This window comes from Mucilaginibacter polytrichastri, assembly GCF_001911425.1.
Taxonomy (GTDB): Bacteria; Bacteroidota; Bacteroidia; order Sphingobacteriales; family Sphingobacteriaceae; genus Mucilaginibacter; species Mucilaginibacter polytrichastri.
Genome location: NZ_MPPL01000001.1, coordinates 2,631,693 through 2,652,986, shown reverse-complemented (window position 1 = coordinate 2,652,986; position 21,294 = coordinate 2,631,693). Strand labels below are relative to the sequence as shown.

The following is a 21,294-nucleotide window of genomic DNA, read 5'->3' as shown; positions in this document are numbered from 1 at the left end:
GTAATTCCGATATTGGCTAAGCTTATACCCTGTAATATAAGGCATTATCTATACTAGGCTAGCGCATCATTGAGTTTCACCCTGTAATATATTTAAAGCATGTTTAAAAATATCCTGCTCATTACCCGCCGTACGCTTATCAAAAACAAAACTTACACATTTGTAAATATTTTAGGGCTTACCATTGGTATTGCTGCTTACATATTGATAAGCGCGTATGTAAACTTTGAAAAAAGTTACGATACCATGCATGCCGACGCGAATGGCATTTACAGGGTTGAGAGCAGTTTTTATAAAAACGGTAACAAAACTGATGACTGGCCAACCAGCACCAACGGCTATGCCACCGCTATGAAGCAAAACTTTCCCGAAATAGCATCGATTGCGCGTATTAACTGGAATTTTTCTGAACGGGTGGTGCGCTATAATAACATTAAATACCGGGAAGAGCATGTATGCTTTGCGGATACTAATTTCTTTACGTTTTTTTCATATCAAATGCTAAAGGGAAATTCCAAAACGGTACTGAAGGATGTAAATACGATGGTGATCTCACAATCGGCAGCGCAAAAATATTTTGGCAAGGCAAATCCCATAGGTAAGTTTCTGGAACTGTCGACTATTAACGGTACACTTAACTGTATGGTTACAGGGGTTTTTAAGGATGTTCCTAAAAACTCAACAATGCAGTTTAACTTCCTGATCTCATGGGTTACACAACCCGCTTTTTTTCGGGATTTCTGGTACATTCATGAAAGCTATACCTTTTTAAAATTAAAAACCGGTGTAGATCCGCACAGTGTAGAAAACAAGTTTCCGGCCCTGGCCGAGCGGTTTAAAACAGCCGCCCCGTTTAAAGATCTTAAATGGGCCATTACCCTGGTGCCGCTAAAAGAGATTCACCTAAACCCGGCAAAGCAGAACGAAATTGAACCAAAGGGTAATCGTAATGCGGTAAAATATCTTGGTATTATCGCTTACATTATTTTATTGCTGGCTTGTGTTAACTATGTAAATCTTTCTACCGCCAAAGCTATAGACCGCGCCCGTGAGGTGGGCATCCGTAAGGTGAGCGGTGCTAATACAACACAATTGTTGTTACAGTTTTTTTTCGAAGCATTTGTTATTAATGGTGTGGCCCTATTGCTGGGCGTTGGCGTTGTAATATTAGCAGCCTCTTTTATTGGAAATAACTGGTCAATTAATTTATTGTTTAATACCTCTTTATATATTGAAGTAGGAGTTGTTTTTATAGGCAGCGTTTTATTGTCGGGAATTTACCCGGCGTTGCTGCTCTCAAATTTAAAGCCTGTAAGTGTTTTAAAAGGTAAGTACAGTTTTTCAAAAAGCGGGGTGCTGTTGCGTAAAGGCATGGTAGCATTTCAGTTTGCTGCGTCGTTGCTGTTAATTGCCGGTACTTTTGCGGTTTACCGCCAAATTGTATACATGGGTAAAGAGCAGCTGGGGGTTAATATTGAACAAACAATTGTGGTTAAATCGCCGGTAAATACGCCCAATTACCGACAAAAGGTACAAAGCTTTAAGCAAATGCTTCTCGGTATGCCGGGTATACTGGGCGTAACCACCTCGGGCGCAGTACCGGGTAAAGAAGTAGGCGAGTTTTTAGCAAACCGACGTTATGGTGCGCCCAAAAATGATGAACGCCCATACGAAATGCTAAAAGTAGACCACGATTTTATTAAAAACTATAGTTTGAAGTTGCTTGCCGGCAGAGCGTTTGATAAAGGCCGCCCGGCAGATTCCACAGGGGTTGTACTAAATCAGGCTGCAGTAAGCCAGTTCGGTTTTAAATCAGCAGAAGATGCTGTGGGGCAACGGGTAATGCTGGAAGGCAATGAAGCCAAGCCTAACCTGGTGATAGGCGTAGTGCAGGATTATCACCAGCAATCATTACAGCAAAGGTATACACCGCTAATTTTGTTTATGGACCCGGGTTATAACTGGATCCCTACAAAGTACTATTCGGTTAAATTTAACAGTCATAATCAGGAGGCTGCATTGTCGGCCATCAAAAATGGCTGGAATAATTACTTCCCCGAATCATCGCTCAACTGGTTTTTCCTTGATGATTTTTACAGTAAGCAATACCTGCAAGATCTGCAGTTTGGTAAAGTGTTTATGTTGTTTTCTTCGCTGGCTATACTGATAGCTTGCATGGGCCTGTTTGGTTTAACAGCTTACTCAACTTCGCGCCGTATTAAAGAAATTGGTATACGTAAGGTGCTCGGTGCATCTGTGGTGCATATTATATCCCTGCTTACCTGGGATGTGGTAAAGCTGGTATTAGTATCCAGCCTTGTGGCGTTGCCGTTAGCATACCTGTTTGTAGATCAATGGCTTAACAGTTATGCCTTCAGGGCGGGTTTAACGTGGTGGCAGTTTATATTGCCGGTAATTGCTTTGTTGGTTATATCTGTAAGTACAATTGGCTTAATTACATTTAAAGCGGCCATTGCCAACCCGGTTAGATCTCTGCGCGATGAATGATTTTAAAACACTTTTAGCGTAATAACTTGTTGTAGCATTATGAAAGTATTGCTTGCAGGTGCTAATGGCTATATAGGGACCAGGTTGATCCCTGTTTTGTTGGAGAAAGGTTGCGATGTGGTTTGTTTGGTTCGTGATAAACGTCGCTTTCGCGAAAACAGCGATTATAGTACCCGCGTAACTTTAATTACTGGTGATCTGCTACATCCCGAAACCATAGAAGACTTTCCGGTAGATATTGATGCTGCTTATTACCTGGTACACTCAATGGCCCAGGCTAATGATTTTTCGGATATGGAAGCAGAATCTGCCCAAAATTTTGTGGTTCATGTTGATAAAACCAATTGCAGGCAGATCATCTACTTGAGTGGGATCACCAATGATGATAACCTGTCCAACCATTTGAAATCCCGCAGGCATGTAGAAGATGTATTGGAGGCCGGTAAAGCAAAACTAACCGTGCTGCGCGCTGCTATCATCATCGGCTCGGGGAGTGCCTCGTTCGAGATTATCCGCGACCTTACAGAGAAGTTACCCATTATGACGGTACCGCGCTGGGTTAATACCCGTTGCCAGCCTATTGCAATCCGTGATATATTGTTTTATCTCGAAAATGTACTGTTGAATGATAAAACATTGGGCAAAACATTCGATGTTGGCGGGCCAGACATTTTAACGTTTAAAGATATGATGCTTGGATACGCTAAGGTGCGTAAACTGGGTAGGCATATTATAACTATTCCATTTCTGTCACCCAAGATTTCTTCTTACTGGTTGTACTTTGTAACCTCTACCAGTTATTCACTTGCGCAAAGTTTAGTGGATAGTATGAAGAACGAAACCATTGCTAAAGATCATGCTATCAATGATATTATCCCGCATGAATGCGTGAGCTATGAGGAAGCGTTGCAATTGGCATTTAATAAAATTGAACAAAACTCTATTGCATCCAGCTGGAAGGATGCCTTGAATGTTGGGTACCTGAACCCGGCATTTATGGATCAGATTAAAGTGCCGCAGCATGGTACTGTAGAATATAAAGTAAAGCTCCCTTTTAAACAGGATACCGACAAGGTAATGAGCAATATATGGGCCATTGGTGGTAACCGTGGCTGGTATTATTGGGATTGGATTTGGGGCATCCGTGGCTTTTTAGATAAAATGGTAGGTGGGGTAGGGCTTCGGCGTGGCCGCACCAGTGGCGTGGATATTTTTGCCGGTAATACCATTGATTTTTGGCGCGTACTACTTGCCGACAAGGTGAATAAACGCCTGTTGCTGTATGCCGAAATGAAACTACCCGGCGAGGCCTGGCTGGAGTTTAAAATTGTAGAACGAGCAGGGCAAAAGTTTTTGAGCCAGATAGCCACCTTTCGCCCAAGTGGTTTATTAGGCCGTTTATATTGGGCGTCGATGTTCCCATTCCATGTTTTTATTTTCAGGGGCATGGCTAACCGTATTGTGAGTTATGAGCAAATACCACCTGTAACTAAAAAGCCCGATGCATAAGCATCGGGCCTTCGGTATATGTAGGGTTGATAATATTAGTCTAAAACCAATTCGCCCAGGGCTTCTTTAGAGAAACCTTTTAGCTCGCTGGTACGGCCTTCGTGGATTTTTTGGGTCCATGATGGGTCTGATAATAATGGGCGGCCAACACCAACCAGATCGAAGTCGCCACGATCCATACGGCGGGTCAATTCGTCTAACGATGTTGCCTGAGAGCTTTCGCCTGCAAATGCACCAAAGAAATCTCCGCTTAAGCCTACAGAACCTACAGTTATCGTAGCTTTACCGGTAAGCTTTTTAGCCCAGCCTGCAAAGTTAAGGTCAGATCCTTCAAACTCAGGTTCCCAGAAACGGCGTTGTGAGCAATGCAGAATATCTACACCTGCATCAACTAAAGGGTTTAACCAGGCTTCCATTTCTTGGGGAGTCTTTGCCAGTTTATAATCGTAAGCAGCTGGTTTAAATTGCGATAAACGGATAATCAGCGCGAAATCTTCACCAACTTGCCTGCGTACTTCTTTAATTACTTCTACACCAAAGCGGGTACGTTCGGCCAAGGTTTTGCCGCCATAAATATCTGTACGCTCGTTAGTGCCTTCCCAGAAAAACTGGTCGATCAGGTAACCATGCGCTCCGTGTATTTCTACGGTATCAAAGCCTAAGCGCTTAGCATCGGCTGCTGCTTTACCATAAGCTATAATAGTGTCCTCAATGTCTTTCTCAGTCATGGTGTTACCGTTATTAAAGCCAGGGCGGTTTAAACCAGACGGGCCTTCAAACGGCTGTGATGGCACCCACCCAGAATGATGGTTATCCATAACACCCATATGCCAGATTTGCGGGCCCATTTGGGCGCCACCTGCATGTACCTCATTAATTACCTTTTGCCAGCCTGCCAATGATTCTGCACCATAAAAGTGGGGGATGTTAGCATCATTTGATGAAGATACGCGGTCAATTACCGTTCCTTCAGAAAGGATCAAGCCTACTTCACCTTCTGCACGTTTGCGGTAATAAGTGGCAACATTTTCACCCGGTACACCATTCGGCGAAAATGAGCGGGTCATTGGCGCCATTACAATGCGGTTTTTTATGTTCAATGATTTCAGGCTGAACGGCTTGAATAAACTATCTGTACTCATGTATTGTTATATTTGTGTATTTAATTAAATGTCTGTTTGAATAATTTTGCTTAATGCATCAAATGCTTCTTCGTTACGCTGATAATAAGTCCACTGTCCAACGCGGGTCGACTTTACCAAACCTGCGCGTTGGAGGGTAGAGAGATATTCTGAGACTGTAGACTGCGTAAGCCCGGCCTTAACCTGAATTTGCCCTACACAAACACCATGATCAAAATTGGCATGCTGTTTCTGCTCCGGAAAGTTTAAATCCGGGTCTTTAAGCCAGTTGAGGATCTGCAGCCTGGTTTTATTAGAAAGCGCTTTAAAAATCTCCACCTGATCCATAGTACAAAGATATATCGGAAATTCCCGATATGCCAATTAATAATAATTTGATGACACGAAATTGATAAAAGCAGTTTGAAATATATTTTAGAATCCTACACCTAATTGGATACCAGAGCCTAACGAGGTTGGTAAATTATTACCAAAACGTGCCGGAAATGAAGCGGCCACAAAAAAGAAAGAATCTTTATTTCTGATAAACACTTTGTTAAGTACCGGGGTTACCCCAAAGCGCCCGTTGGTTTCAAATGCAACCCGGCTAATAAAAGTAAAGCTGTGATTAAAGCGGAACATTGCCCCGGGATGAAATACCACGCTACTTACCTTCGCAATATTTTTTTCGATGTGGATAACCGGGGCCACTTCAAAGCTTACACCAAAGTGGTCGCTTTTTAAGAGATTTAACCCGAAAGGAAAAGATACATTATAGCTATCCGAAAAATTAGTGGTGATGCCATCCTTATTCCACGTAGCAATGGGGTTGGTAATACTAAAATAACCAGTCATGCGTGGATACTGTTGTTGCTGAGCATGTGCTGAAGTGTTAAAAATAACAAGCACATTAAAAATTATAATTTGGCGAATAGTGGGGATGAAAAATTTGATAAGCCGCTGAATAACAATTGAGAACATGGTATAAGTTTAGCGATACTTAATAATTATTTCTAACTCAATTAAAGATTTAACAAAAGCTTAATAAGCTGATAGTAATTGGTTTCATTGTATTACTTTATTGGCCTTGTTTGTAATGTTTAGCGTAATTTTTCGTTGATTTGAGAAGTGCTTAATACCCCGCCTATTTTCTGATCCGTAACAGTATACCCTTAATGGCAGTATTATTAGTAGAAGACGAACCAAACGTAGTATCGGTAATTAAACGCGGACTGGCTGAACACGGTTTTGAAATAAGCGTGGCTACTGATGGATTAACGGGTTTGCAGATGGCTATCGATTATCCGTTTGACATCATTATACTGGATGTAATGCTGCCCAGTATGGATGGGATCCAGATCTGTAAGCACATCCGTGAGCATAATGAAAACGTACCCATACTGATGCTGACCGCGCTGGATTCGACCGAAAATATTGTTAATGGACTCAACAGTGGTGCCGATGATTACCTGGTGAAGCCTTTTAAAATGATAGAACTGGCCGCCCGTCTTAAAACTTTAATGCGCCGCAGGGGAAGCGAAGCCAAATCTGCGACCCATACGTATAAAATTGCCGGGCTGGAACTTGACGCCGATGCCAAACTAGTGACATTAGTTGGTGAACCTATAAGTCTCACTTCTACTGAATACCGTTTGCTGGAATATTTCATCAAAAACCAAAAGAAGGTATTATCGCGCATACAGATATTAGAAAACGTTTGGGATATTGATTTTAACCTGGGTACCAATGTGGTTGATGTATACATTAACTACCTCCGTAAAAAATTAGATAAAAGTAATTCGTCGCGGTTTATTCAAACGGTTTTCGGGATGGGTTATATCATGAAGGATAACGATTAAATGAAGATCCAAACCAAAATAACGCTGCACTTCCTGGCCTTGTCTACAGCTATTTTGTTGCTGCTAAACGCCTTTATTCTATACTTCGAATCGCAGTTTAATTATAAGGACTTTTTTAAGCGCCTGGAAGCCAGGGTTAATATTACGGCAGATATCCGCCTGTTTCCCAACGAAAAAACCAAAGCCTACCAGGAAGTTCGTAACCGTTACCTCGAAAAATTAGATACTGAAAAAGAGCAGTTAATACAATCAGATTCATCAGGTAAATTTACTAATCCAGGACTACCGCCGGCTTTTTTTAATGATGTTGTTGCCAATGGTAATGCAGAGTTTAAAAAGGACAACCAGTTTTTTGCCGGTAAAATTGTAGACCATGGGGCTGATAAATACATGGTTGTGGTTTCGGCTCAAAACCCTTACGGCTTACAGGAAATCCAGGACCTGCAGGAAGTGCTGTTATACGGTTTTATCGGTTCACTCATTATTGTGTTTTTTGTGGGTAAGGGATTTTCCTATTACACATTTGCACCGGTGCGTAAACTAAATGATAAGGTAAACACCATTACATCCAGCAACCTGCATATGCGTTTGGAAAATACCGGTCGGGATGAGATTGCCGAACTATCCCAAACGTTTAATAATATGCTTAACCGGCTGGAAACAGCCTTTGAAACCCAGAATAACTTTGTAAGCAATGCATCGCACGAGCTGCGGACACCTTTAACCATTATTAACAGCGAAGTAGAACTGGCCTTGAATAATGCTGCCTTGCAGGGCGAAGAGCGGATAGTACTTGCCACCATTCAATCTGAAACCAATAAACTTATACAGATCCTTAACAGTCTTTTAATGCTGGCTCAATCCGGCTATGATGGAAAAAAGCAAAACTGGCAAAAAACCAGGATCGATGAACTGATCTGGACAGCTATAGAATCGGTTAAAAAAGTACACCCCCAAAGTAATATTGGTGTTGATTTTGAGGCTTTACCTGCCGACGAGGATTTGCTGAATGTTAATGGTAACAGCAATCTGCTTAACCTCGCTATTACTAATATTATCAGTAACTCGTGTAAATATTCGCAGAATCAACTGGTTACGGTTAAATTGACTGTCGAAAATAAGAAGGTTATCGTTTCAATCACCGATCTGGGTATCGGCATTCCGTCTACAGAGTTGCAGCATATCTTCGAGCCGTTTTTCAGGGCATCCAATACACATCAGTATAAAGGGCATGGGGTTGGCTTGCCGCTTGCGCTCAATATAATCAGGCTGCATAAGGGGAGTATCGGTATCCGTTCTGAGGTTAATATAGGTACCGAAATACAGCTTTTTTTACCATCGGCATCTGCCTGATCAATTCTAATTAAATTCTAATAAGTCTCTTAGAGGTTATTAATTATTGCACTGTACCATTGTATCATAACAAATGGAGTACTAACAATAAACATTTAACCTATGAAAACTTTGCTTATTCCAACCGACTTTAAATTACAGTCACTTAATTGTATACCGCAACTTACAAAACAGCTTTATCCGCATAAGCTTAACATAATTATGGTACACGTAATTAGTGTTACCGATTCGATAACAGAACTGCTGATGCTGTCGCGCCGGTCGGCGGAGTATCGTTATATCCCGGATGCTTTTTACATGGCTTGTAAGGAAATAAAAGAAAGCTACAAAAACAATGTTAACGAAATTCGTATCGAGTTTTTTTATGGTAATACTGTAGCTGCATTCAAAAACTTTCTGGATGCCAATGAAGTAGATGCCATTGTTGATCTGGCCAACTACGACTACGAGCTGCTGACCGAGAAAAGCAGCGACCCAACCTTGCTGATGAGCCGCAGTGGAATGAAAATTATGACCGTTGATACCGAGCTACCTGCAGTTAAAGTAGAATATGAACTGCAAGAGGAATTAGAAGAACAAAAAGTTTAACCATTAAACTGCTACAGCTATGTTATTAAAAAAGAATGTCCCGGTTAGTTATGTTTTTGGGAAGATAAAGCTGGAGATGGCGCTCCTGGCCCTATATTCTACCTCCGTGTACTTTGTGCACACCTTTTACCATATCCCGATGGTTTCTATCCCGATAGCGGTACCCAGTATTCTGGGTACCATTATTTCACTTTTGCTGGCATTTCGCTCTAACCAGGCTTATGACCGCTGGTGGGAAGCCCGCACACTTTGGGGCGCTATAGTTAATGATTCGCGCTCATTTGCAAGGCAGGTGCTATCGTTCATCGATAACTCTTATGATGAACCTGATAAAAAAGCAATAAAAGAACGCATGATTAAACGCCAGATAGCCTGGTGCCATAGTTTAAGTAAGCACCTGCGCGGGCAAAGTGCACAGCAGGGCTTAGGCAAGTTTCTGTCGGAAGAAGAAAAACAATCCGTTAGTGATGTACATCATGTACCGCTGGCGCTGATGGAGCATCATGCCAATGATTTGCGCTTATTGCTGCGCATGAACTGGATCAATGATTATCAACAAGTTGCGATGGACGAAACCTTAACCCGTTTTGCTAACTCCATGGGTGGCTGCGAAAGGATCAAGAATACGGTGTTCCCGGTTACTTATAGTTTTTACATCCACATCCTGGTGTTATTGTTTGTGATGCTTTTACCCTTTAGCCTGATCGAATTTTTTGGCATATTTCAAATCCCGCTGGTGGTTGCTATTTCATCGTCATTCTTTTTAATAGAGAAGATGGCCATACACCTGCAAGATCCTTTTGAGAACAAGCCTACAGATACACCAACAACTACCATTAGCCGTAACATAGAACGCGACCTGAAAATGTTGCTTAAAGACGAAACGCCGGTAGAAGTTGAAAAGCATTTGGCCCTAAATAATACAGCTGTATATTACGTATTATAAAAAGAACTTTCATTAAGAGTGAGTGAGAGGTTAGTTGATTAACGCGAAAAGCCGGATATGAAAATATCCGGCTTTGTTATTTTGTACTGTTTATGCAGGTACTTTATCTTTTTTCTCCCGTTCCCAAAAGCGGTGCTGTGCTATGGCATGGATAAAATCTTTAGCCAATACATCCGGCTTAGATGTTTCGCTGGTAATAACTCCTGCAATAGCATCGCTTTTGCCATTTTTTAGTTTAGCGCCTACATAGCTTTGTTTTAATAAAGCCACACCTTCGCCATCTGCGGCAATAGCTTTACAATGCCTGTAAGTTTCGTTAATAAAATGGATGGCATCCGGTTCGTCTGTTAAAGCGGTAACACTTTCGGCACCTGCCGGTACATACACCGCATCAAATACTACCGATGCTGCAGTTAAAAAGCTCATGTCAACTTTAATTGCCCCGCCCTTGTTGTCTTTAATAAAACCGCCTCTGGGCGCAATAAGTTTGGTTTGTGCACCCTCGGCTTCTAATGCTGTTTTTACAGTTTTTAATGAGGTAGCATCAACACCATCTGCAGCCAATATGGCAATCTGGCGTGTTTTAATGGTATCCTTAACGGTATTGGCCATACTCAAAGCTGCCGATTTTTCGATACCTTGTTTATTAGGCTGGTCTTGATAATCGGCCGGGTTGGCATCTGCACCAAAATTATGGTTCAATGGTTCTTGTGGTTTGGGCACTTCCATACCTAAACCTTCGGCAACTCTTTTGGCTAGCAGGTCGCTCACTTTTGATAGTAAACCAACCACGCGTTCGCGGATGGCAACGGTTTCTACCTTACCCAGTTCAAAGCGCAGGGCATCAATCAGGTGGTTTTGCTCCGGTTCCGACTGGCTATTGAAAAACAGCGTAGCCTGGCTAAAGAAATCCATAAAGCTCTTGCTTCTGGCCCGGATCTTATTGGCATCAATACGTTCTTCATAAGAAGAGAAACCGCCTTCGGCTTTGGTTGCCTGGGCAGGAGAGCCACCGGCAATGGTATTTGGGTGGTAACTTGATCTACCCACGTTGATCTGCTGGCGCATGTGGCCATCGCGCTGGTTATTGTGTACCGGGTTTATAGACCTGTTAATTGGGATTTCGTGAAAATTAGGGCTGCCTAAGCGCGATAATTGCGTGTCTGTGTAAGAGAATAACCGGCCCTGTAAAAGCGGGTCATTACTAAAATCTATACCCGGTACCAGGTGACCGGGGTGGAAAGCTACTTGCTCGGTTTCGGCAAAAAAGTTATCTACATTACGGTTAAGCACCATTTTACCGATGCGTTGTACCGGTACAATTTCTTCGGGGATTAATTTGGTAGGGTCTAGTAAATCGAATGGATATTTCAATTCGTCTTCCTGCGGGATAATCTGGACACCAAATTCCCACTCGGGGAAAGCTCCGGCTTCAATTGCATCGTACAAATCACGACGGTGAAAATCTGCGTCTTTGCCTGATAGTTTCTGCGCCTCGTCCCATGCTACAGAATGTACCCCTAATAATGGTTTCCAATGGAATTTCACAAAGTGCGATTTACCTTCAGCATTAATAAAACGGAACGTGTGTACCCCGAAGCCTTCCATCATGCGTAAACTACGTGGTATGGCCCTATCAGACATTGCCCACATAATCATGTGCATAGATTCCGGCGTAAGTGAAATAAAATCCCAAAAGGTATCATGCGCAGTGGCCGCCTGTGGTATCTCATTATGAGGTTCGGGCTTTGCCGCGTGGATCAGATCCGGAAATTTGATAGCATCCTGGATAAAAAATACGGGTATGTTATTACCTACAAAATCGTAATTACCTTCTTCTGTGTAAAACTTAACCGAGAATCCCCGTACGTCCCGGGCCATATCTGTTGAGCCACGGAAACCTGCAACGGTAGAAAACCTTACAAATACAGGAGTTTTAACGGCAGGGTTTTGCAAAAAACCAGCCTTGGTATATTTAGCCATCGACTCATATACCTGGAAATAACCGTGCGCGCCAGAGCCGCGTGCGTGCACAATCCGTTCCGGGATGCGTTCATGGTCAAAATGAGTGATCTTTTCGCGAAGGATAAAATCTTCTAACAGGGTAGCGCCGCGTTCGCCGGCTTTTAATGAGTTGGTATCGTCATTAATTTTCAGCCCCTGGTCGGTGGTCATTAATTCACCTGCGCTGATCTCTTTATCAGGCGCCAGATCCTGCAATTTTTTATCCTCCAGGTTAACGTTGGGGTCAGTAGTTTTCTTTGCCATAATGGGTTTAACAATGTGTACATGTAAAACCCGTAGCTATGGCTATTGTTTCCTTTTAATTTATTATTTTAATAAAATAGAAATTGACTTTTCGCTCTGAATTTATATTATTTCAGCATGCTTAGTTTAAAATAACCCAGATGGATCTCATCTTCTACTAAATTATCTGCCGGCACCAGGTCTATTTGATAACGTTCTTTCAATCCAGGCGATAAGATTTCTTCGATCTGATAAATATCATCTACATCGATACCGTACTTATCGTCGATATGTGAGTTGGCGCCTTCAAAATGATTATGCTGGAAGAACAAGGTTGCTTTAGCCTCTTTCATGGCTGAAGCATTGTCATCTTTTACCGTAAGCAAAACGTAATGCTGTTCTTCAAATTTATGGGGTTGATAGCCACCAAGATTGATGAAAAAAAGCTTTTTGTTTTGAGGAGATATGGTTTGCTTCGGAACAATTTTTATCCGATAGCCTTCCACCGCATTTACTTCGCGCCAGGCATCAATATGGATCTTATCGTTCGCCTCGGGCCAAAAGTCTTTTATTTCCTGTACCAGATCGTTAAGTGATGATGCAATACCGAAGAAAAAGTCATGCTGCTCCACATGCCTTCCCTGGGGTTTGCAGCCTAATAAAATCATGAATAGTTTAAGTTGTACCATATTGGTTTTAATGAGTTAAAGATAGTAACGGATTTGTGATTTAGAGCTTATCGCTTTTTGAAAAAGGGCTGTCAGCCTAAACTACTAAAAGGTGAGCGCAGAGGCCTTACCCGCGTGTTTCGAATGCCTCAACATAACACGCTACCAGTGTTCAAAATTCCCATTTGTCAGCCAGTCATCACATTTAAGCAAAAGCAGTATGTTTGTAACTGTTTGCGCAATACGAGAATCTGTTTTTTACGTTAATAGCAATAAATAAAACCTGCAAATCCTAAAATCTAATATGAAAAGAATAGTTTTTTTAATAGTACTGCTAACAACTTGCTACGGTGTTTTTGCACGTAATGCAGGTAATAATTTAGCTGCCCTAAAAGTTAAAACGATTGATACAGCCACTTTTGCTACCGGTTGCTTTTGGTGTACCGAGGCTAAATTTCAGCAACTTAAAGGGGTTAAAAAAGTAGTTTCCGGTTTTTCTGGTGGCCATGTGGCTAATCCTTCTTATAAACTGGTTTGTACCGGCACAACTGGCCATGCTGAGGCTTGTAATATTATATACGACCCAACAGTAATTACTTATGACGAATTACTGCAAGCCTTTTTTGTAGCGCATGATCCAACTCAGCTAAATCGCCAGGGTAATGATGTGGGTACCCAGTATCGCTCTGCCATATTTTACCATAATGCCGAGCAAAAGAAAAAGGCTGACTATTACATTGGTAAATTAAACACAGAAAAAGCTTACAAAAGCAAAATTGTAACCGAGGTTACGCCATACACTGCTTTTTACAAAGCCGAAGATTATCACCAGAATTACTTTAACCAAAACCCCAATCAGGAGTATTGTAAATATGTGATACAGCCAGAGGTTGAGGCTTTTAAAAGAGCATTTAAAGATAAACTGAAAAATTAAACAACCCGGTTTAACTTCACATATAAAGCATTAACTAAAAATGAAATCATTAATAATTATAACCGCGTTGCTATTCTCTTTTACAGCTGGGTTTTCGCAGCAAATAAAATCGGCAAAGGGGCACGAGAATAATCCTTATTATTCTAATACGGATCTCAAAAAGTTAAACGTATCAAATACAGAGTGGAAAAAGATTCTCCCCGCAGATCTTTATGCCACTGCCCGCGAAGCCGCTACCGAGCGCCCTTTTACCGGCCAGTACTGGAATAAATATGCCAAGGGGACTTACTTCTGCGCCGTGTGTGGTAATGAATTGTTTAGGTCTGACGCTAAGTTTGCCAGCGATTGCGGCTGGCCTAGTTTTTTTGAAACTGTACGCAAAAACAGCGTGATCTATCATACCGATAGCTCATTTGGTATGGACCGAACCGAAGTACTTTGCGCACGCTGCGGCTCGCATCTGGGCCATATATTTGACGATGGACCGGCACCAACACATAAACGTTATTGCATGAACTCTGTCTCGCTCGATTTTCAGCCTGATGGTTTGGGTAAATAAATAACTGTTTAAGAATTATACTGCCGTTATCCAGGCAGCGCGTATATTTAGTCCGTAAAATAAACTTTACGGACTATTTTTTTATGCGCATATTTTCCAGATCGATCCTCTTATTTAGCTTTACACTTTTAGTTGGTTTGCAACAAGGATTTGCACAGACGCCTGTAAAAGTTTCATCCGCGAAACGTGTTATAGAAAGTACCATCCGCGAACGTATTGCACCGGTTAAAATACTCTGGCAAACGCCTGATGCCGACATTTCAAACTCAAATAAGTTACTTAAACAAGGAATAGGTCAAGCCAGCTTATATGCACCCGATCTGTGCATAATTAAAAGTACAAAAGATATAAAGCCCGGAATTTTGCTTGATTTTGGCAAAGAGCTGCAGGGCGGTGTACAAATTATAACCGACCGCTGGAAAAGCGGACAGCCGGTAACTATCCGCGTTCGTTTTGGAGAATCGGCCAGCGAAGCGATGTCTGATGTGGATACTATTAAAGGTGCAACCAACGACCATGCCATGCGCGATTTTATAATTAAAGTGCCGTGGTTGGGTAAGCTGGAAGTTGGTAATACCGGTTTTAGGTTTGTGCGAATAGATTTGGTTGATGAAGATGCCAAGCTGGCGCTGAAGGAAGTGAATGCAATAGCCGTGTACAGGGATCTGCCATACCTTGGTTCATTTAATTGCAGTGATACTTTACTGAACAAGATCTGGAAGACGGGGGCGTATACTGTCCAGCTGAACATGCAGGATTATTTATTTGATGGCATTAAGCGCGACCGCCTGGTTTGGGTAGGGGATATGCACCCCGAAGTATCTACTATTAACGCTGTTTTTGGCAGTAGCGATGTAGTAGCTAAAAGCCTCGATCTGTCGCGTGATGATACGCCATTGCCGGATTGGATGAATGGCATCAGCGCTTATTCGATGTGGTGGATAATGATACAGCGCGATCTTTATATGCATAACGGCAACCTGCCTTATTTGAAGCAGCAAAAGCAGTATCTGGTTAAACTGCTCAATCAACTGATCGGTAAAGTAGGGGCTGATAATAGTGAACAGCTAGATGGAGACCGCTTTTTAGACTGGCCATCGAGCACAAACCCTAAAGCTGTACATGCAGGTTTGCAAGCCATGATGGTATTATCATTAAACACAGGGGCTGAATTGTGTAACGATTTGAATGACCCGGAAACTGCTAAGAAATGTGCAGCAGCAGTAAGCCGTTTAAAATTGAATGTGCCCGATGCAAACGGATCTAAACAAGCGGCTGCTTTGTTATCCCTGTCGGGTTTGATGCCGGCGCAGGCGGCAAACAAAATATTATCGGCGGATGGTGCCAAACGCTTTTCTACCTTTTACGGCTATTACATGCTGCAGGCAAAAGCAAAGGCCGGCGATTATGATGGCGCCATAGATAATATCAGAACCTACTGGGGAGCCATGCTTGGCTTGGGCGCTACCACCTTTTGGGAAGATTTTAATCTGGATTGGTTACCCAACGCTTCGCGTATTGACGAACTGGTACCTGCCGGTAAAAAAGATATACATGGCGATTACGGGGCCTACTGCTATAAAGGGTTCAGGCACAGCCTGTGCCACGGCTGGGCTTCGGGACCAACGCCCTGGCTTACCGAGCATGTGCTAGGTATTAAAGTAATTGCACCGGGCTGTAAAGTAATTAAGATAGAACCTCATTTAGGTAAGCTTACTTTTGCAGAAGGCACTTTCCCAACACCATATGGTGTGGTTAAAGTAAAGCATACCAAAATGGCCAATGGCAAAATAAAATCGGTAATAACCGCACCGCAACAGGTAAAAATTATAAGAAGTTAAAAAGAGTGCTGCCGTATTAGGCAACACCCTTTTTTTGTTATGCGATTTCTGTTATGCAATTAATTTTATAACAATTACATAACAGAAACGCACATCTTCATTCTTCTGCGGGCCATGCTGGCAACTTGCATTTTTATGGATTAGTTGACCATAATCCGGCTTCTTTTACAAATACGCGGCGGTTGAGTTTTAAGTTAGCTACGATGAATTCTGCAAAATCTTCGGCTTGCATTACCTTGTCTGGGTTGCCGTCGGTAAGTTTTAAATCAATAGCCATATCGGTAGCAATGGTGCTTGGGGTTAAAGTGCTTACACGGATGTTATGTTTGCGCACCTCCTGCATTAAGGATTCTGATAAACCGATCATACCAAATTTCGATGCACTATAGGCGCTGGTTACTGCTGCGCCACGCTGGCCTGCGGTTGATGCGATATTAATAATATCGCCCACTTTTTTATCAATCATGGCCGGTAACACGGCGCGGGTTACATAATAAGTGCCCAGTAAATTAATGCGGATAATTTCTTCCCAACGGGCAGGTTCGAGCTCCATAAACCCGCCGAAAACGCCAACTCCCGCGTTGTTGATCAATATATCAATGAAGCCTAAGCCTGCTTTAATGGTGTCTACTGCACTGTTTACCTGGTCTATATTGCCCACATCGGCTATGGCAATAAACGCCTTAACACCAAGTGATTCTACCTCGGCAGCTACTTCTTTCAGGTCGCTTTCTGTGCGGGCAATTAAACCGAGGTTAACGCCTTCTTTGGCCAAAGCTATGGCCAGTGCCTTGCCAATACCTTTGCCTGCGCCGGTAATAAGCGCACTTTTTCCTGATAATGTTTCCATTCTGCAAAGCTATCAGAAATTTAGAACCCACCTTTTTTGATTGGTAAAATCAATTGTTGATGACAAATATCCTTACTCACTCTCCCTAATCAGCTTAAAAAAGTTATCCCGGTAAGTATCCCCGATAGGGATAGACTGATCCTGAATGTAAACCGTGTTGCCATCCACCATCCTGATCTTATCAACAGAAATAATGTAGGATTTATGCACCCGGTAAAAAGGCGGGTGAGGTAAGTTGGTTTCCAAATCGCGCAGGGACTGATAGGTTACAATGCGTTGCGATGTTGTAAACACCGATACATAGTTTTTCAGTCCTTCAATGTATAAAATATCGTTGTAATCAACCTTCAAAAACTTGTTTTTGCTCTCGCCTTTAATAAACATATAATCTGATGCGGGCTGTACTGCGGGTTGGCCAGCTGCCACAATAGCTGCAGGTGGGGCGATGTTAGCACTAAGAAGATTAAATGCTTTTTGAGCCGCCTTAAAAAAGCGATCAAAGGCAATGGGCTTCAGCAGGTAATCAATTACATCGTGTTCAAAACCATCTAAAGCGTATTCGGGGTAGGCGGTGGTGAGTACCACTTTGCATTTGTTGCCGCACAGTTTCAGGAACTGGATACCGGTAAGGTCGGGCATTTGGATGTCTAGAAAAACGAGGTCGATATCGCCCTGCTGTACCTGCGATAGTGCATCTATGGCGCTGGTTGTGGTGCCAACCAATTCTAAAAATGGAATTTTTTTAATATAGTCGGCTATTATTTTGGTAGCGTAAGCTTCGTCATCAACAGCAAGGCAGCGGATCATAGGTTATGGTTATTGCGCTAATTTAATACTTAATGTGCTTTTATAGGTATCGCCGTTGTTGGCAATCAGCAAATCGTATTTGCCGGGATAGATCAGATCGAGCCTGCGGCGGATATTAGCCATCCCAATACCGCTCGAATGATCTTTTTGATTGCGGTTAATCTTATTGCTCACTGTAAAAGTTAGTTGCTGGGCGTTTGCTTTAAGGTTGATCCTTACCGGCCTTTGCGCATCATCCATAACGCCATGTTTAAAAGCGTTCTCTACAAAAGGGATAAGCATTAGCGAAGCTATCTGCGCATGGCCCACATCGCCGGTAACTTTAAAATCCACAAAAAAATGATCTTCAAAACGCATTCGGTATATATCAATATAGTTGTTCAAATAGTCCACTTCTTTTTGCAGATCAACCAGGGTATTGGCATTATCTGCCAGCATGTAGCGCATCAGGTTAGAGAGTTTGATGATGGTATCGGCCAGCCTGTCTGATACCGGGTAAGCCATCGAGTAAATGTAATTAAGTGTATTATACAGAAAGTGCGGGTTAATCTGCGATTTTAAGAAAGCAAGCTCGGCCTGTATTTTATCCTGTCGAAGCTGTTCATTTTCCCGCTCGCGGTTAAAGGTTTCCAGAAAGGCCCAGCAAATGAAACTGAGCAATATAGGTTGCAATGCCTTCCACCAGTTATCGCTTATATAATACATTATTGCAGTACCGGGATTGTAGTTGCCATGCCCAATTAGCGGAATATATATTACCTCTTCAACCAACCAACGTGTGCCGATAAATAAGCCCTCGGCAATACCAAGGCCAACGATGAACAGCAGAATTAGTTTCCGGTTTAAAAATTTGGGGTAGAGCACAAAAAAGCAAAAGGTAAACGCTACAAACGAGGCCATCAAATTAGACCATACGTAGGGCTGTACACCGCGCCCATTTACTATATTATCGATATAGATGTAGCCACAATAGGCAACCCATGCCAGCAGGTAATACATCCATAGTTTCTTCTGTTTCATGCTGCTAATATATCTGTAGTAAGGTAAATGCGCTGTTTATTTATCCCAACGGGTAGTTTTATTATCCCAACGGGTAAAATAGCGATTTAAGCTATAATAAGGGTGTTGGGATAATATCAGGGCCGGTTGAGATTATAAAATACAGCAGCATTGGGGTTTGGGCGAGGTTTGTTCCATCAAATTAAAACAACTTAAAAAATGAAAACCATAACTAAACTCATTTACCTGATCCTGATTTTTACGCTTGTGCAGCAGCCGATGTACTGCTTGGCACAGCGCCAAGCCGTTAAACGGGATAACGCTCATTTACTTATTGACACTGCTTTAAGTTACGCTAAAGCAAACTCTATTTACCGTAACGTAATTAATTGGAAACATTTAGAAGATACGGTACGCTCAACTATGGGTAATGCTAAAAGTATACAAGATGCTGTACCGGCAGTGAAGTTGTTATATAAGTTACTGGGAGATCATCATGGTTTTTTAATTTACAAAAACAAGTATTACGGCTGGCGCGGTGCCAAGGTGAGTATTGATACACCTGCACACCAGGCATTACTAAACAAAATAAAAGCACATAACACCACCATTAAATCGCAGTTACTTGAAAAAGGTTACGGCTATTTATTAATCCCGGATAATAACCCAACCCACCCAAACGACCAAGATTTGATAGGTCAGCAAATTCAGGACTCGCTCAACAAGTTGAATCCTGAGAAGTTAAAAGGGTTGGTTATCGACCTGCGGTTAAACCCTGGTGGTGGCATGTTTGCCATGTTGGGCGGTATTGCCAATCTTTTTTCGCCCGGTAAGCTAGGCTCATTTATAGACCCCATAAGTAAAACAGAACAAGCATGGGGCGTTACAAATAATACTGCTTATGTGGGTTCTGATACCTATTGCCGATTAACCCATGTAGGCAAAGCTTTAGCTAGTTTAAAAGTTGTGGTGCTTATCGGCCCTCAAACAGCCAGCTCGGGCGAGGCGGTAGCTATATCTTTTAAGGGCCGTAATAATACTTGGTTTATCGGCGAGGATACCGGTGGCTATACAACCGCTAATGACTCGTTTCAACTATCGGATGATATCGGGATTTTTATGGCTACATCTGTTGAAGCCGATACCAAAGGACATATTTATTGGAACAACGTAACACCCGATGAGCAGATTATTGGTGGTGATAACTTTGATGATCGGCGGGCAGATAAAAAAATAACAGCGGCTTTAAAATGGCTCAAAAACAAATAACAGCGAACCTTAAACACTACATAATTATGAAAACTATCCAAAGAAAATATGCCATTTTAACTATCCTGTTAAGCTTTGCTATACCCCTGCATGCGCAAACTGTAAATACAGATGCGGTAACAAAATATTGGGAACTAACCCGGCTGTTAAAGCAAAATATCCCCCTTACTGATAAACAGTGGGACGATTTTATAGCTATAGATGGTAACAAAACCTATGCAGAATCTGAATTTACAACCGAGCGTTTGGCTAACTATCGCAAAGCGATTGAGATTGTATACATGCCCAAAAATGATTCGCTGTTGCAAGTAAGGCTGAAGCAGAAAAACTGGTATTGTATTTTGGCTAAACGATATAAGGATGAGGAGTTGCAATTAAAAGCCTACCTGGCCGATACCGTGCTTAACCCTGCTTACTTTAACAATGCGTATCAATATGTTTATGAATACCTGCCAAAAAAGGCGCAGCACCACATTGATGGGTTAAAGCTGTATTATAATTGTTTGTCTAATGATGCGGTATCTTATCCGCAGGGCTTGTTTTTTAGCCTGCTTTCTGTTATTGATAATGCCAAAGCTAAAACTGGAACCTTAGAGGCGCATGAGCTACATCACCGTTTGCGGCCTAATCTTGATTTCGATAGTACGAGGGTTAGCAATGCACATGCGGAAGGTTTACTTTGGGCTATTAATACCATACCCAATGAAGGCATTGCCGATATGATTGATAAGCCGGCCGAACTACAGCAAACCGATGACCCGCACGGCATAGCCGATTGGTTGTTAGATGCTGCTCCAGCCACCTTAAAATCGCTCGACTCCTGTATTCAATTAATGGCAGTTAATAAAACTACTGGTTTAGAAAAAGTTCGCTTTTACAGAAACATGCTTAAAGGTACCGTTGGCCATATGCCCGGTTTTTATATGGCACGGGTTATTGTGAAAAACGGGTATAAAAAACAAATGGTTAATAGATCTTATGATCCTTTTGAATTCTTCTACTTGTATTATGAAGCAGCAAAAAAGGACGAGGATCATCCTTATCAATTCTCGGCAGCAAGCATAAGTTACTTGAAAGCTTTAAGAAGGATGATATACAGATGATATTAGGATTACAAATCTTCTTTGTTTTATGTATTCAAATTAAGTTGACGGTTAAAGTTTTTTCATAAAGCTAGTATTATATTTTAGTGTAGTATCTTATCGTAATGTTAAAGTCACAAAAAACTTGGTTTTG

The 21,294-nt window shown here is 42.0% G+C and carries 19 protein-coding genes; 11 read left to right on the top strand and 8 right to left on the bottom strand.

The annotated features are described in order from the left end of the window. Positions 1 to 99: 99 nt before the first annotated feature. Positions 100 to 2,508, top strand: coding sequence for an ABC transporter permease (locus RG47T_RS11340; protein WP_074489574.1), 2,409 nt, complete (start codon positions 100 to 102; stop codon positions 2,506 to 2,508). 39 nt (positions 2,509 to 2,547) lie between these two features. Further along, the gene (locus RG47T_RS11335) at positions 2,548 to 4,017 is read left to right on the top strand and encodes an SDR family oxidoreductase (protein WP_074489573.1); all 1,470 of its coding nucleotides are present in this window, start codon (positions 2,548 to 2,550) and stop codon (positions 4,015 to 4,017) included. 35 nt (positions 4,018 to 4,052) lie between these two features. Here RG47T_RS11335 and RG47T_RS11330 read toward each other — a convergent pair whose 3' ends face one another. The 3 genes from RG47T_RS11330 to RG47T_RS11320 form a co-directional block, all read right to left on the bottom strand. Next, complete coding sequence (locus RG47T_RS11330) at positions 4,053 to 5,159, bottom strand: NADH:flavin oxidoreductase (RefSeq protein WP_074489572.1); 1,107 nt, start codon at positions 5,157 to 5,159, stop codon at positions 4,053 to 4,055. Between the two features lie 24 nt (positions 5,160 to 5,183). Next, a complete protein-coding gene (locus tag RG47T_RS11325) occupies positions 5,184 to 5,486 on the bottom strand; it encodes an ArsR/SmtB family transcription factor (RefSeq protein ID WP_074489571.1) in 303 nt (100 codons plus the stop codon). Between the two features lie 87 nt (positions 5,487 to 5,573). Then, on the bottom strand, positions 5,574 to 6,047 hold the full coding sequence (locus tag RG47T_RS11320) for a hypothetical protein (RefSeq protein WP_139302425.1): 474 nt from the start codon (positions 6,045 to 6,047) through the stop codon (positions 5,574 to 5,576). A 266-nt stretch (positions 6,048 to 6,313) separates the two neighbouring features. Between RG47T_RS11320 and RG47T_RS11315 the strand changes: the two genes are divergently transcribed. The 4 genes from RG47T_RS11315 (at position 6,314) to RG47T_RS11300 (ending at position 9,884) form a co-directional block, all read left to right on the top strand. Further along, on the top strand, positions 6,314 to 6,997 hold the full coding sequence (locus RG47T_RS11315) for a response regulator transcription factor (protein WP_074489569.1): 684 nt from the start codon (positions 6,314 to 6,316) through the stop codon (positions 6,995 to 6,997). Next, positions 6,998 to 8,350 carry a HAMP domain-containing sensor histidine kinase gene (locus RG47T_RS11310; RefSeq protein WP_074489568.1) on the top strand — a complete coding sequence of 451 codons (1,353 nt, stop codon included), beginning with the start codon at positions 6,998 to 7,000 and terminating at the stop codon, positions 8,348 to 8,350. It abuts the gene before it with no gap. Positions 8,351 to 8,452: 102 nt separating this feature from the next. Continuing rightward, the gene (locus RG47T_RS11305; RefSeq protein ID WP_074489567.1) at positions 8,453 to 8,938 is read left to right on the top strand and encodes a hypothetical protein; all 486 of its coding nucleotides are present in this window, start codon (positions 8,453 to 8,455) and stop codon (positions 8,936 to 8,938) included. A gap of 19 nt (positions 8,939 to 8,957) precedes the next feature. Then, positions 8,958 to 9,884, top strand: coding sequence for a bestrophin family protein (locus tag RG47T_RS11300; RefSeq protein WP_074489566.1), 927 nt, complete (start codon positions 8,958 to 8,960; stop codon positions 9,882 to 9,884). A 90-nt stretch (positions 9,885 to 9,974) separates the two neighbouring features. Here the strand turns inward: RG47T_RS11300 and RG47T_RS11295 are convergent, their stop codons facing one another. Then, positions 9,975 to 12,152, bottom strand: coding sequence for a catalase (locus RG47T_RS11295; RefSeq protein WP_074489565.1), 2,178 nt, complete (start codon positions 12,150 to 12,152; stop codon positions 9,975 to 9,977). A gap of 107 nt (positions 12,153 to 12,259) precedes the next feature. Further along, on the bottom strand, positions 12,260 to 12,820 hold the full coding sequence (locus tag RG47T_RS11290; RefSeq protein WP_074489564.1) for a DUF1543 domain-containing protein: 561 nt from the start codon (positions 12,818 to 12,820) through the stop codon (positions 12,260 to 12,262). A gap of 283 nt (positions 12,821 to 13,103) precedes the next feature. Between RG47T_RS11290 and msrA the strand changes: the two genes are divergently transcribed. The 3 genes from msrA (at position 13,104) to RG47T_RS11275 (ending at position 16,133) form a co-directional block, all read left to right on the top strand. Continuing rightward, entirely contained in the window at positions 13,104 to 13,733 is a 630-nt protein-coding gene (gene msrA, locus RG47T_RS11285) for a peptide-methionine (S)-S-oxide reductase MsrA (protein ID WP_074489563.1), read from the top strand. 40 nt (positions 13,734 to 13,773) lie between these two features. After that, a complete protein-coding gene (gene msrB, locus RG47T_RS11280) occupies positions 13,774 to 14,292 on the top strand; it encodes a peptide-methionine (R)-S-oxide reductase MsrB (protein ID WP_074489562.1) in 519 nt (172 codons plus the stop codon). Between the two features lie 83 nt (positions 14,293 to 14,375). Next, complete coding sequence (locus RG47T_RS11275) at positions 14,376 to 16,133, top strand: alpha-L-rhamnosidase-related protein (protein ID WP_083627379.1); 1,758 nt, start codon at positions 14,376 to 14,378, stop codon at positions 16,131 to 16,133. Between the two features lie 133 nt (positions 16,134 to 16,266). Here the strand turns inward: RG47T_RS11275 and RG47T_RS11270 are convergent, their stop codons facing one another. The 3 genes from RG47T_RS11270 to RG47T_RS11260 all read right to left on the bottom strand — a co-directional run bounded on the left by RG47T_RS11270 (position 16,267) and on the right by RG47T_RS11260 (position 18,810). Further along, the gene (locus tag RG47T_RS11270) at positions 16,267 to 16,983 is read right to left on the bottom strand and encodes a 3-ketoacyl-ACP reductase (protein ID WP_074489561.1); all 717 of its coding nucleotides are present in this window, start codon (positions 16,981 to 16,983) and stop codon (positions 16,267 to 16,269) included. A 72-nt stretch (positions 16,984 to 17,055) separates the two neighbouring features. After that, complete coding sequence (locus RG47T_RS11265; protein ID WP_074489560.1) at positions 17,056 to 17,790, bottom strand: LytR/AlgR family response regulator transcription factor; 735 nt, start codon at positions 17,788 to 17,790, stop codon at positions 17,056 to 17,058. A gap of 9 nt (positions 17,791 to 17,799) precedes the next feature. Then, positions 17,800 to 18,810: a sensor histidine kinase gene (locus RG47T_RS11260; RefSeq protein WP_074489559.1), complete on the bottom strand. Its 1,011-nt coding sequence runs from the start codon at positions 18,808 to 18,810 to the stop codon at positions 17,800 to 17,802. A gap of 198 nt (positions 18,811 to 19,008) precedes the next feature. On the opposite strand from RG47T_RS11260, the gene RG47T_RS11255 reads away from it, so the two are divergent. Beyond that, positions 19,009 to 20,058, top strand: coding sequence for a S41 family peptidase (locus RG47T_RS11255; protein WP_074489558.1), 1,050 nt, complete (start codon positions 19,009 to 19,011; stop codon positions 20,056 to 20,058). A gap of 26 nt (positions 20,059 to 20,084) precedes the next feature. Next, the gene (locus RG47T_RS11250) at positions 20,085 to 21,161 is read left to right on the top strand and encodes a DUF5700 domain-containing putative Zn-dependent protease (protein WP_139235750.1); all 1,077 of its coding nucleotides are present in this window, start codon (positions 20,085 to 20,087) and stop codon (positions 21,159 to 21,161) included. The last annotated feature ends 133 nt before the right edge of the window (positions 21,162 to 21,294 follow it).

Bases quoted from the DNA above. Each gene is read 5' to 3' on its own strand.
- RG47T_RS11275 (WP_083627379.1), top strand. From the start codon at position 14,376: ATGCGCATATTTTCCAGATCGATCCTCTTATTTAGCTTTACACTTTTA.
- msrA (WP_074489563.1), top strand. From the start codon at position 13,104: ATGAAAAGAATAGTTTTTTTAATAGTACTGCTAACAACTTGCTACGGT.
- RG47T_RS11290 (WP_074489564.1), bottom strand. From the start codon at position 12,820: ATGGTACAACTTAAACTATTCATGATTTTATTAGGCTGCAAACCCCAG.
- msrB (WP_074489562.1), top strand. From the start codon at position 13,774: ATGAAATCATTAATAATTATAACCGCGTTGCTATTCTCTTTTACAGCT.
- RG47T_RS11340 (WP_074489574.1), top strand. From the start codon at position 100: ATGTTTAAAAATATCCTGCTCATTACCCGCCGTACGCTTATCAAAAAC.
- RG47T_RS11305 (WP_074489567.1), top strand. From the start codon at position 8,453: ATGAAAACTTTGCTTATTCCAACCGACTTTAAATTACAGTCACTTAAT.
- RG47T_RS11255 (WP_074489558.1), top strand. From the start codon at position 19,009: ATGAAAACCATAACTAAACTCATTTACCTGATCCTGATTTTTACGCTT.
- RG47T_RS11300 (WP_074489566.1), top strand. From the start codon at position 8,958: ATGTTATTAAAAAAGAATGTCCCGGTTAGTTATGTTTTTGGGAAGATA.
- RG47T_RS11250 (WP_139235750.1), top strand. From the start codon at position 20,085: ATGAAAACTATCCAAAGAAAATATGCCATTTTAACTATCCTGTTAAGC.
- RG47T_RS11315 (WP_074489569.1), top strand. From the start codon at position 6,314: ATGGCAGTATTATTAGTAGAAGACGAACCAAACGTAGTATCGGTAATT.
- RG47T_RS11335 (WP_074489573.1), top strand. From the start codon at position 2,548: ATGAAAGTATTGCTTGCAGGTGCTAATGGCTATATAGGGACCAGGTTG.
- RG47T_RS11270 (WP_074489561.1), bottom strand. From the start codon at position 16,983: ATGGAAACATTATCAGGAAAAAGTGCGCTTATTACCGGCGCAGGCAAA.
- RG47T_RS11330 (WP_074489572.1), bottom strand. From the start codon at position 5,159: ATGAGTACAGATAGTTTATTCAAGCCGTTCAGCCTGAAATCATTGAAC.
- RG47T_RS11325 (WP_074489571.1), bottom strand. From the start codon at position 5,486: ATGGATCAGGTGGAGATTTTTAAAGCGCTTTCTAATAAAACCAGGCTG.
- RG47T_RS11260 (WP_074489559.1), bottom strand. From the start codon at position 18,810: ATGAAACAGAAGAAACTATGGATGTATTACCTGCTGGCATGGGTTGCC.
- RG47T_RS11265 (WP_074489560.1), bottom strand. From the start codon at position 17,790: ATGATCCGCTGCCTTGCTGTTGATGACGAAGCTTACGCTACCAAAATA.
- RG47T_RS11295 (WP_074489565.1), bottom strand. From the start codon at position 12,152: ATGGCAAAGAAAACTACTGACCCCAACGTTAACCTGGAGGATAAAAAA.
- RG47T_RS11310 (WP_074489568.1), top strand. From the start codon at position 6,998: ATGAAGATCCAAACCAAAATAACGCTGCACTTCCTGGCCTTGTCTACA.